Source organism: Bacteroides sp. AF25-38AC, from assembly GCF_003602995.1.
GTDB lineage: Bacteria > Bacteroidota > Bacteroidia > Bacteroidales > Bacteroidaceae > Bacteroides > Bacteroides uniformis.
The window spans coordinates 1-11,318 of record NZ_QTMD01000028.1 but is presented as its reverse complement, the minus strand read 5'-3'; the positions used below and the strand labels follow the sequence as shown (position 1 = coordinate 11,318).

The window sequence follows — 11,318 nt, the reverse complement described above, 5'->3', positions numbered from 1 at the left end:
AGCAAATAAACTTCTGTTTCTCGATAGGGTTGCGGTTCTCTACCCGGTTTTATATACGAAGCTTAAAAAGAAATCTGCAGAATAAGAGACATTTTAATAAGCTCGAGTATTAACCGTAACATTCTAATAGCCTATGTAGCATACAAAAAGAAACAAATGAGATTGACATTCAACCCTGCTTGTCAATCGGAAAGACAGACCCCATCAGAATCTGTTTATTAACTTAACACACATTTAATCTAATATTTATTTTCCGAAAAACAGCTTATGAAAAAAAGAATTATGCTGACCTTGGTTTGCCTGCTGGCAGCCATCGGTTGGGTAGCAGCCCAAAATTCCCCCATTACCGGTATCGTTATTTCAGCTGAGGACAATGAACCGATTATCGGAGCTTCCGTATTGGTAAAAGGAAGCACTACCGGAGCCGTAACAGACTTAGACGGCAAATTCACTATTACAGATGCGCCCGCAGGTGCGAAAATCCTGCAAGTGTCTTTCGTAGGTATGATAACACAAGAAGTTCCCATCACTCCGGGGACGATAAGAGTCACATTAAAGAATGATGCCAAGCTGCTGGATGAAGTGGTGGTAACGGCATTGGGTATCGCAAAGAAAGAAAAATCACTGACGTACTCTACCCAGGTGGTAAACGGTGATGAACTGGCACGTGTGAAAGACCCCAATATGATGAATGCATTGGCCGGTAAGACGGCAGGTGTGCAGATTAATAAGAGTTCTTCCGGTTTGGGAGGTTCTTCCAAAGTGATTATCCGTGGTAACCGTTCGGTAAGCGGAAGTAACCAGCCGTTGTATGTAATAGACGGTGTACCGTTCGGTTCATCTACCAACGAAAATACCTCAACTACTATCGGCGGAGACAACGACAGTGGTAACTACGACCGTGGCGACGGTATTTCCAATCTGAATCCCGATGATATTGAGAGCATGAACATATTGAAAGGCCCTGCCGCTGCTGCACTTTACGGTAGTTCGGCTGCCAATGGTGTGGTGATTATTACCACTAAGAAGGGCAAGGAAGGACGCGCCAGTATCAGTTTCAATACCAGCACCACTTTCGATATAGCTGCATACGGTATTCCCGAATTCCAGAATCACTATACGGGTGTGTCAACCAGTTGGGGCAGTGATATCAAAGGTAGTCCCGACTATACAGACGATTTCTTCAAAACAGGTGTCACTACTATCAACTCGCTCTCGTTGAGCATGGGTTCGCAAGCTATGCAAACTTACTTTTCCTATGCTAATACTTACGGCAAGGGCGTGGTGGAAGGTAATAGCTTGGTGAAGCATAATTTCAATTTTCGCGAAACTGCCAACTTCCTCAATAACAAACTGACTGTTGATGCCAATATCAATGCGATGTATCAAAGGGGGAACAACCGTACTACTTCGGGAGGTTATTACATGAATCCTTTGGTAGGTCTTTATCACTTCCCGCGTGGTGGTGTTGAAGGTGGAAAGGACTTTAACTACTACAAAGATAATTATCAGATTCTTAATGCCGGTCGTAACATAATGGACCAGAACTGGTATAAATCTCAAGGTACTGATATGGAGCAGAATCCCTATTGGTTGATTAATAAGGTTCCGAATGAGGATACCCGTTATCGTACATTGTTGAATCTGAGTGTGAAGTATAAGTTCAATGACCTGTTCAGTATACAGGCTCGTGGTAGTGCCGACTATGTTGTAGACAAGAATAATACACGTATGTATGCAGGTACCAGCCCGGTGTTGTGTGGTATGAATCCGGCTGGAACAGGAACTAACGGTCGTTACATCTACGGTGAATCAAGTAGCCTTTCTTCTTATGGGGATGTTTTGTTTACTTATCAACAGCAATTCACTAACTTCAGTGTCAATGCTTCGGTAGGTGCCAGCATCAACGATTATACAGGAAACGGTACAGGTTTCGATTCCTATCCGGGTATACTCTCTGTGCCCAACGTATTCACTATGCAGAACTGCTCCTTGAACAAGGGCTCATTGACCGATTGGAAAACCCATACTCAAAGCCAGAGTGTGTTCTTCACCGGTCAGGTAGGCTTCAAAGATCAGATTTATGTGGACGTGACAGCACGTAACGACTGGACTTCAACATTGGCATTTACCAAATACAAAAACAAAGGCTTTTTCTATCCGTCAGTAGGTGTGACATGGTTGCTGAACGAAACATTGAAATTACCTTCTTGGATTGATTTAGGTAAGATTCGCGGTGCATGGTCAAAGGTGGGTAACGGTTTGAATACTTATACTTCAAATCCTCTCAACTCCATTACAAAGAGTGGTAGCATCAATTTCAACAGTACAGCTCCGTTTGCAGAACTGAAACCGGAAATGACTACTTCCATTGAGTTTGGTACTGAGTGGCGCTTTTTCAATAGCCGCTTGGAGTTCGACTTCACTTATTATAAGACTAATACAAAGAATCAACTCTTTACGTTGGATGCTCCGTCAGGTTCACAATACGCCCGATATTACATCAATGCCGGTGATATTCAGAATACCGGTGTCGAAGTTATGTTGAATGGAACTCCTGTCATGACTAAGGATTTCCGCTGGAAAACCGGTGTTAATTTTGCAACCAATAAGAACGAAGCAAAGGCACTGGCTGGTGATGACTTTGGTTATTTTACATTTAGCGGTGGCGAAAGTAACAATGTATGGAGTCGTTTAGAAGTAGGTGGTTCGTTTGGTGACATTTACGGTACTACTTTTGTACGTGACGAAAAAGGCAATATTCAGTATGAACCTGCAAAAGAAGGACAAAAAGATAGTGATAGACTTCCATTGGTGGATAAGACAAATCCGGTGAAACTGGGTAATTCTACTCCTGATTTTAACTTGGGGTGGAGCAATACAATCACGTGGAAGGACTTCTCTCTTTACTTCTTGATTGATGGACGTTTTGGAGGTGAAGTGATGTCTTTGACGGAAGCTGACCTCGATCAGCAGGGAGTAAGCAAGGCAACGGGTGATGCTCGTGACCGTGGTTACGTGATGCTGGAAGGCCGTCAAATTACAGATGTGGAAGGCTTCTATAATCAGGTTGGTGGCCGTGCGGGTGTGACCGAGCATTATATGTACAGTGCTACCAACATACGTTTGCGCGAACTTTCCATTGGCTATAGTCTGCCTCAGGCTTGGTTGGCAAAGACTGGTGTCATTAAGAACGCACAGGTTTCACTTGTAGGCCGCAATCTGTTCTTCTTCAAGAACAATGCTCCATATGATCCTGATGGCATGCTTTCTACCAGCAACCGTCTGCAAGGAGTTGATGTGTTTGGTATGCCTACCAACCGTTCGATTGGGTTCAACTTGAAAGTTAATTTTTAAACAGTAGATATGATTATGAAAAATATATTTAGACTTACAGCTGTAGCGCTGCTGGCAGCTACCTTATTCTCGGCATGTACGGGAGCGTTCGAGGATATGAACACTAATCCGAAGGGAGTGAGCGATGAAGAACTAAAACAAGATAACAACTACATTGGTATGCACTTCATTCCCATGATGCAGTCTATCTATTATAATAAAAATGCAGGTGTCAATGTATGGGAATATCAGCTTATTCAAAATTTGAATGCCGATTTGTGGTCAGGCTATATCAGTACGGCTACTGCATTTGCCGGCAATGTAAGTAATGTGACCTATGCCATGAATGCAGGATGGAATGACAACTGTTGGGATTATGCTTATAGAAACGTAATGGTGGAAAGCTTGAAAATCACCAACAAGTGCAAAGACGATATGGAGACGTATGCCCATTTCGAGGCTATCAATACCATCTGCCGCGTAATAGCTATGTCGCGTCTTGCCGACCAATACGGATGTATTATCTATTCTCACTATGGCGAATCGGCTACTGGTGGTGAGTATGATTCAGGACAGGATGCTTATAAAAAATTCTTTGAAGAATTGAAAGAAGCTGCAGACGTGCTGCGTACTGCTAAAGAAAAGGATGTGGCTTCGTTTATGATGTTTGATTATGCCTATGGAGGTAACTTGAACAAATGGGCGCAGTTGTGTAACACCATTCGTTTGCGTTTGGCCATGCGTATTGTGAAGTATGATGCTGCTTGGGCAAAAAGTGAGGCGGAAGCTGCCATGAACGATAGTAATGGATTGATTGAAACCAATGATGCTAATTTCGGCATTGCAGGAAACGGTTATGTCAATCCGCTTTACGGTATTGCATTCAACTATGGAGATGGTGTTTTAGGTGCTAATATTCCTTCTATCTTGTCTGGTATGGGCGATGCGCGTCTTGATAAGTATGCTACACAGAACAGCAAGAGTGAATATTTTGGTATTCGTCTTGGTATTAAAGGACTGGAAGAAGAAGGGTTTTCGGATGCCTATAAGGCGATTGTAAGTCGACCCAACTTGACAGAAACCTCTCCTGCTATTTTGGCAACTGCTGCCGAAACCATTTTGTTGGAAGCCGAAGCTGCTTTGCGTGGTTGGGATGTAAATGGTAAGGGCACCGCTCAGAGCTTGTATGAAAAGGGTATACGGACATCGTTCGAACAATGGGGAGCCGCTGTGGGCGATTATTTAAGCAGTACGACTACTGCTGCAGCGTATGTAGACCCCGTTATTCCCGCTGCCAGCATTGAAGGCCAGAGCAAGGTGACTGCTAAATGGGACGAGTCTTTGAGTAACGAGGAAAAATTTGCTAAGATTGCCACACAACGCTGGATTGCTATTTATCCTGAAGGTATGAATGGCTGGGCTGAGATACGTCGCACTGGTTATCCCAAATTATTCCCGGTAATGGTGAACTACAGTCAAGGTGAGATTGATACAGATCTTGGCCCACGCCGTTTACCCTTCACCATCAATGAAAAAGGCAATAATCCTACCGGTTATGCCAAAGCCGTCGAAATGTTGGGCGGACCGGACAATGGCGGTACTCGCATCTTCTGGGATGTAGATAAACCGAACTTCTAATCCGCATTATTATCATAGAGATTAAGTGATGAGGACTTTTTGAAGCATGTTTTTTTAAGGGGAAGTATGAAATCTGTTTTTCATACTTCTCCTAATGTTATATTGATATAGGGTCACCGTACCCAAATTCTTTTATGTATCCGCTACGAAGTGAGTACAATGATATTTTAATAATTTGTTGTAATTTATCGATGTTTTGTACTCGCTTTGCAGCTTCTTGATTATCAGTGTTATTATAATGCGCTGCATTCAGTATACGACTGAACTGACTTGGTTTAGAATAATTAACTAATAACCTGCGCTTTTACATTAGGGTTTGAACCTTCTCGTCGGTTCTTACTATAAAGGGGAATTCTTAACTTAGCACAATCAGGCTACTGAACCCCATTTTTCAATAGCCTGATTTAATCTTAAAAAATATATTATGAAGAAACTCATTAAACCTCTCTGCTTGTTGACCGGTCTGCTTTGTGCCCCGGCTGTTTTGCTTCATGCCCAAGTAGATGAAAAGTTGAAAGCCGACATCGTCAGCACGGGCTACGTGCACAGTCCGTTACCGCTCGACGAGACAAAGGCTTTCGAAACATTCGGCTTGAAAAAGAAAGTGTTGGAAACTGTGATGCTGTGTGATATGGAGGATTTCTCCAAATGGTCGCACAAGGGCATCGGTAAGATTGGTTTGACTGACGAACGGAGCAAGTCCGGCAAGTACAGCCTGCGCCTGGAAGCGCCCGCCCATCCGGAAAAGATTCTCGGCTGGGGGTTGGGACGCGGTACTTGCATGGCCTCTTATGATATAGGAGGTGTGAACTGGGAAGGTTACAACCGCCTGAAGTTCTATATCTATCCCACGTGCGAAGGAGCACGCAGCATCTACCTCAACCTTTATGTGGAGAATGACGGAGAAATAAAAGTACCCGACATTTACGGTCGGGAAGGCTACCACGAAATCAATCTGAAAAATAACCAATGGAACGAATGCTTCGTCGAGATGTCTGGACTGGCGCGCGACAAGGTAACCAAGATTTCATTTGCCATCGAAGTGTTCGGCAAAGAACGTACTATGGGCGACTTCCTTCGCTTCGATGTAGATGCCGTGGAACTTCAGAAGGTGGAGAACCCGGAAACCGTGAAAGGCTGGATGCCTGCACAGAACCGCATTATCTTCTCTACTACCGGTTATAGTATAGAGAGCCCCAAAAGCGCCATTGTCAATGTGGAAAAGCACGGCGGACAGTTCCAGTTGAAGGATGCCGCTACGCAGGCCATTGTTTATACCGGTCCCGTTCGTAAGGAAAAGACCGGCCTGGGAGAGTTCGAGACAATAGACTTCTCGGACTTCAAGACACAAGGCCGTTACGTCATTCAGGTAGGGGATGTCACCACCTTGCCTTTCTATATCCATCAGGATGTGTGGGATGATTCTGCCTGGCGTATGGTGAACTTCCTGTTCTGCGAGCGTTGCGGTTATCCCGTTCCCGGAAAGCACGGGGCTTGTCATAATGACCTGCATGCCACTTACAACGGACATATCATTCCTATAAACGGAGGATGGCACGATGCCGCCGATATGTCCCAACAGACCTTACAGACGGGAGAGATAGCCTATTCCTTGCTCTTGATGGCCGAACGTGCCAAAGAAAAAGGCAATATAGACTTGTACAACCGCCTGATGGAAGAGGCTTTGTGGGGAATGGACTATGTGATGAAGACCCGTCTGGGCGATGGCTACCGTGCACAGACATGGGGCACCAACCTATGGACCGACGGTAAGGTGGGCACCGACGATGATGCCGGTCGCCGCGAACTGCTTGTCCATAACGGAGCTTTGGAGAATTTCCTGCTTGCAGGAATTGAAGCGTATGCCTCCATGAGGATTGAAAATGACGAGTCGCTTAAGGGTAATCTGAAGAAGATTGCAAAGGAAGACTTCGGCTATGCCATGAAGCGCTTCAACGAACTTGGCTTTGCCGAGCTGATAAAGAAGGGTGGGGGACATGCCGCCATGGCATCCGAGAGCCAGTATCACGCCAACATCTCATGGGCGGCCAGCATGCTCTATAAGCTGACCGGCGAACAGCAGTATGCCGATGAGGCTGTAAAAGCCATCCGCTACACCTTGCAGTGCCAGCGCACCGAACCGTTGAAAGACAAAGACAAGACCTGCGGCTTCTTCTATCGCGATTTGGCAAAGAAGTCCATTGTACACTATACTCATCAGTCTCGCGATTATGCCTACATGGAAGCCCTTGCCGCCCTCTGCGAAACGCAGCCCCGTCATGCCGAGTATGAGCAGTGGATTCGTGCCATGAAACTCTATGGCGGTTATCTGAAGAACATCATGAAGTATGTATATCCTTATGGAATGGTGCCCAGCGGCATCTATCACAAGGATGAAGTGAAGGACTCCGTCAACTTCTACGCCGTCCAGGTAGGCATTCGCAGTGGTGCTGCGAAGGATTTCAAAGAACAGCTCGAGAACGGTATCCGTCTGGATAAGGAGCATTACTTGCGTATATTCCCCGTCTGGTTCTCGTTCAAAGGAAATATTGCCGTACATTTGTCTACCGGAAAAGCCGCAGCCATTTGCGCCAGAGTGTTGAAGGACAAGGAACTGAAAGACATTGCCGAACAGCAGCTCTTCTGGGTTGTAGGCAGGAATCCTTTCGGACAGTCCATGATTTATGGGGAGGGCAGCAACTATCCGCAGCTCTATACGGCACTGCCCGGAGAAACGGTAGGAGAGATACCCGTAGGTATGCAGTCTTATTTCAATGAAGATGCTCCCTACTGGCCGCAGTTCAATACGGCTACTTATAAGGAAGTCTGGGGCTCTTCGGCTGCCAGATGGCTGATGTTGGTTTCCGAATTCTAAAGCAAGATGATATGAGTGACAAGACTGTTTATTCACGGCGCAATCCGGCCATTGACATGCTGAGGGCGTTGACCATGTTCACCATGATTTTCGTCAATGACTTCTGGAAAGTGCATGACGTACCCCATTGGCTGGAACATGCCGTTTATGGTGAAGACTTTATGGGACTGGCGGATATTGTATTCCCCTGCTTCTTGTTTGCAGTGGGAATGTCCATACCATACGCCATCGAACGCAGATATGCCAAAGGCTTTTCGGCAGAATCCACCTTAGGACATATCCTTTCCCGCACCTTTGCTTTGCTGGTGATGGGGGCATTCATCACAAACTCGGAGTTCCGGCTTTCACCGGAAGCTCCCTATCCGATAGGGGTATACTGGTTCTTGATGGCCATAGGCTTTATCGGCGTGTGGAACCAATATCCGAAACCGGCTTCCGGTACTCAGAAGAACCTTTTCCGTGCTTTCAAGATAATCGGCGTATTGGTTCTTCTCTACCTTGCCTTTACCTTCCGCAATCCGCAGGAAGGTGTATTCGGGGCTTATTGGGGAATATTGGGATCCATCGGCTGGACTTATCTGGTATGTGCCGTGATTTATTTCTTCAGCCGTGACCGGTTGAAGTATCTGCTGCCCATCTGGGGAGTCTTCATTCTGATATGTCTGTTGGGCACGCCTTTGCGCGAAAGCTTTGGCGGCGAGGCCATTCTTACCTTTCCCGAACGTAACTTCTATCAAGGTATGCTGGGCATCCTGCACATCGGCAACGGAGCTTTGCCCGCATTTACAATGGGAGGTATCATCCTTTCCATTCTCAGTGCCCGCTATGCCGACAAGGGTGACGGTTGGAAACTTCGCAACGGGCTGACGGCTGCTGTCCTGCTTCTGTTGGCCGGGATAGGGGCGCATCATTTTTGGATTGTAGCCAAGATAGGCGGCACTCCTCCCTGGGTGTTCTATGTAACTGCCATTTCCGTGGCACTCTATACGGTGCTTGGCTGCTTGGTCAGTCATCAGGTCACGGGCTGGTTCAATCTGATACGCCCTGCCGGAACGGCTACGCTGACTACCTATCTGGTGCCTTATGTCTTTTATGGATTCGCCGATGTGACCGGTGTTATCCTGCCGGACTGGTTTACGCATGGATTCATGGGACTGGTCAATTGCCTCTGCTTTGCCTTTGTGGTAATCGGCGTTACCTGGGTGATGGAAAAACTGCACGTTAAACTTAAAATTTAGATAGAATGAAAAAGAACTTTTTACCTGCATTCTTATTGCTGTTCCTGGCGCTGGGCCTGTTTTCGTGCCAGCAGGGAACTAAAGAGACAAACAAAGAATATCCCATGTTCTGGACGTGGCTGGACTATCGTCCCGGTATGAACTTCGACTCCATTTGCCAAGTGATGAACGACATCGGCATGGACGGAATCATGCTGAATGCACCGACTCCCGACGATTACCGGGTAGCCATACCGATTGCCCATAAACACGGAATCGAAGTGTATGCCTGGCTATGGACCATGAATCTGGAACACGACCGTGACAAAATATTGAAAGAACATCCCGAATGGTTCAGTGTGAACCGTAACGGCAAGAGCCTGGCAGACACTACCGCCTACGTAGGCTATTACAAATTCCTTTGCCCGGCACTGCCCGAAGTCCGTGAGTTCATCAAGGAGAAAATCAAGGCCTATTGCGAAGTGGAAGGTTTGAACGGCATTGCCATCGACTACCACCGTTTTGTGGATGTGGTGCTTCCTACTACCTTGTGGCCTCGCTACGGCATTGTGCAGGACCGTGAATACGCTGCATGGGATTACGGCTATCATCCGGAAATGCTCAAGAAGTTCAAGGAGCAGCATGGTTATGACCCTCGCGAACAGGAAGACCCTTCGCTTGATGTGAAGTGGCGTCAGTTCCGTTGCGACCAGATAACCGAAGTGGCCAATATGATTGCCGAAGTGGTACACTCCTACGGCAAGACAATGGCTGCCTCTCCGTTCCCTACTCCGAAGATGTCCTCGCGCATGGTACGTCAGGACTGGGGCAAATGGAATCTTGACATTGTATTCCCGATGGTTTACCATACTTTCTATACGGGCGATGCCAGCTTCATTTCCGACTGTACGGTGGAGAATGCACGCGACAAGAACGACATGACGACGCTGTATTGTGGCATGACCGCCACGGACGGGCCGATGATGTTTGAGTGCATGGATGCCGCCTTGAACAACGGCGCCCAGGGAATTGCCGTGTTTACGATGCTCGGTCTGCGTTCTCCGGAGGTGAAGAAGCAGTTCAAGGCTTATACGGACAGTGTCAGAGCCGTGCGTGCCGCCAACGGTGGAGTGATAAAGGCAACCTATCCTAAGGTGGCCGAACCGGATCCGTTCAAACACGAAGGCATTATGAAACTGATGCAGGAACGCATGCAGCAAATCATAGCCACGGCTGCCGGTAAGGAAGAGCCGGCTCCGCTGGCATTGGGCGAGTACAAGGAGGTGGATTCCTACGACGCAACGCGCTGTTATCAGGTGGTAGACAATAATAGCAAGACTACTTTTGACGTGACGTTCTATCTTTACGGCGATGTCGTTTCCGGATGGGATGTGACAGTGGCAGACAAGGATTCTTCTAAGAAATGAAAGGACGTTTTATGATAGTGAGAGATTACGGGAGCAAACTCTTTCTGCTCTTTGTGTTTTCGATGGTAGGCATGGTTTATTGCAATGCTCAGAGTGGAAAGAGTTTGCCCGTAAGGAAAGTAATGTGTACGGCTTCACCGGAAGGTGGGGCTGTGCCGTCCTTGCTGGACGGGAACGGGATAGAGTTTCAGCCCCTTGATGTGGTCAACTGGAAAGATTACCCCTATAAGCCGGAAGTGAGTTTCCGCATAGCCCATACGGGGCGCGAAATCCTGCTCCACTACAAAGTGAAGGAAGCCAGTGTGCGTGCAGTGGCTTCCGGAGACAATGGCCGGGTATGGGAGGATGCTTGTGTGGAATTCTTCGTATCTCCCGAAGGTGATGACCGCTATTACAATTTCGAATGTAACTGCGTCGGCAGACTACTGATTCAGGGAGGTGCAGTCAATGAGCGCCGTCCCACGGCGAGTCAGGAGGTGCTGGGCATGGTGAAACGTTGGAGTTCGTTGGGCGGCGAACCTTTCGAGGAACGTTTGGGCGAGTGCAGCTGGGAACTGGTCATGGTTATTCCCGTTTCTGCTTTCTTCCAGCATTCCGTCGGTTCTCTGGATGGGAAAACAATGAGAGGGAATTTCTACAAGTGTGGTGACAAGCTCCAGACTCCCCATTTCCTTTCTTGGAGTCCTATCCGGCTGGAACACCCCATGTTTCACTGTCCGGCCTTTTTCGGCACCTTGTTTTTTGAATAAATCTTTAGGGTGTTCTGCACTACTGTCCAAAGAAATTTTCCCATAGGTTCAGTTGATCTGAATCGGCATCATTCAT

At 47.0% G+C, this 11,318-nt stretch carries 6 protein-coding genes; all 6 read left to right on the top strand.

The window, feature by feature from the left end; genetic code table 11:
* Nucleotides 1–267: 267 nt before the first annotated feature.
* The 6 genes from DWY55_RS16735 (at nt 268) to DWY55_RS16710 (ending at nt 11,242) form a co-directional block, all read left to right on the top strand.
* The gene (locus tag DWY55_RS16735) at nt 268–3,357 is read left to right on the top strand and encodes a SusC/RagA family TonB-linked outer membrane protein (RefSeq protein WP_005830357.1); all 3,090 of its coding nucleotides are present in this window, start codon (nt 268–270) and stop codon (nt 3,355–3,357) included.
* 15 nt (nt 3,358–3,372) lie between these two features.
* Nucleotides 3,373–4,974 carry a SusD/RagB family nutrient-binding outer membrane lipoprotein gene (locus DWY55_RS16730; RefSeq protein WP_005834583.1) on the top strand — a complete coding sequence of 534 codons (1,602 nt, stop codon included), beginning with the start codon at nt 3,373–3,375 and terminating at the stop codon, nt 4,972–4,974.
* Between the two features lie 424 nt (nt 4,975–5,398).
* The gene (locus tag DWY55_RS16725; protein WP_120178160.1) at nt 5,399–7,849 is read left to right on the top strand and encodes a glycoside hydrolase family 9 protein; all 2,451 of its coding nucleotides are present in this window, start codon (nt 5,399–5,401) and stop codon (nt 7,847–7,849) included.
* Between the two features lie 11 nt (nt 7,850–7,860).
* Nucleotides 7,861–9,087, top strand: a complete 1,227-nt coding sequence (locus tag DWY55_RS16720) for a DUF5009 domain-containing protein (RefSeq protein ID WP_008662716.1) — start codon at nt 7,861–7,863, stop codon at nt 9,085–9,087.
* A gap of 5 nt (nt 9,088–9,092) precedes the next feature.
* Entirely contained in the window at nt 9,093–10,493 is a 1,401-nt protein-coding gene (locus DWY55_RS16715; RefSeq protein ID WP_008662717.1) for a family 10 glycosylhydrolase, read from the top strand.
* On the top strand, nt 10,490–11,242 hold the full coding sequence (locus DWY55_RS16710; protein WP_119993114.1) for a carbohydrate-binding family 9-like protein: 753 nt from the start codon (nt 10,490–10,492) through the stop codon (nt 11,240–11,242). The genes DWY55_RS16715 and DWY55_RS16710 overlap by 4 nt, the downstream gene beginning before the upstream one ends.
* Nucleotides 11,243–11,318 lie beyond the last annotated feature (76 nt).

What these genes read in the sequence shown, in the direction of transcription:
- DWY55_RS16710 (WP_119993114.1), top strand. Translation starts at nt 10,490, where the DNA reads ATGAAAGGACGTTTTATGATAGTGAGAGATTACGGGAGCAAACTCTTT.
- DWY55_RS16715 (WP_008662717.1), top strand. Translation starts at nt 9,093, where the DNA reads ATGAAAAAGAACTTTTTACCTGCATTCTTATTGCTGTTCCTGGCGCTG.
- DWY55_RS16735 (WP_005830357.1), top strand. Translation starts at nt 268, where the DNA reads ATGAAAAAAAGAATTATGCTGACCTTGGTTTGCCTGCTGGCAGCCATC.
- DWY55_RS16720 (WP_008662716.1), top strand. Translation starts at nt 7,861, where the DNA reads ATGAGTGACAAGACTGTTTATTCACGGCGCAATCCGGCCATTGACATG.
- DWY55_RS16730 (WP_005834583.1), top strand. Translation starts at nt 3,373, where the DNA reads ATGAAAAATATATTTAGACTTACAGCTGTAGCGCTGCTGGCAGCTACC.
- DWY55_RS16725 (WP_120178160.1), top strand. Translation starts at nt 5,399, where the DNA reads ATGAAGAAACTCATTAAACCTCTCTGCTTGTTGACCGGTCTGCTTTGT.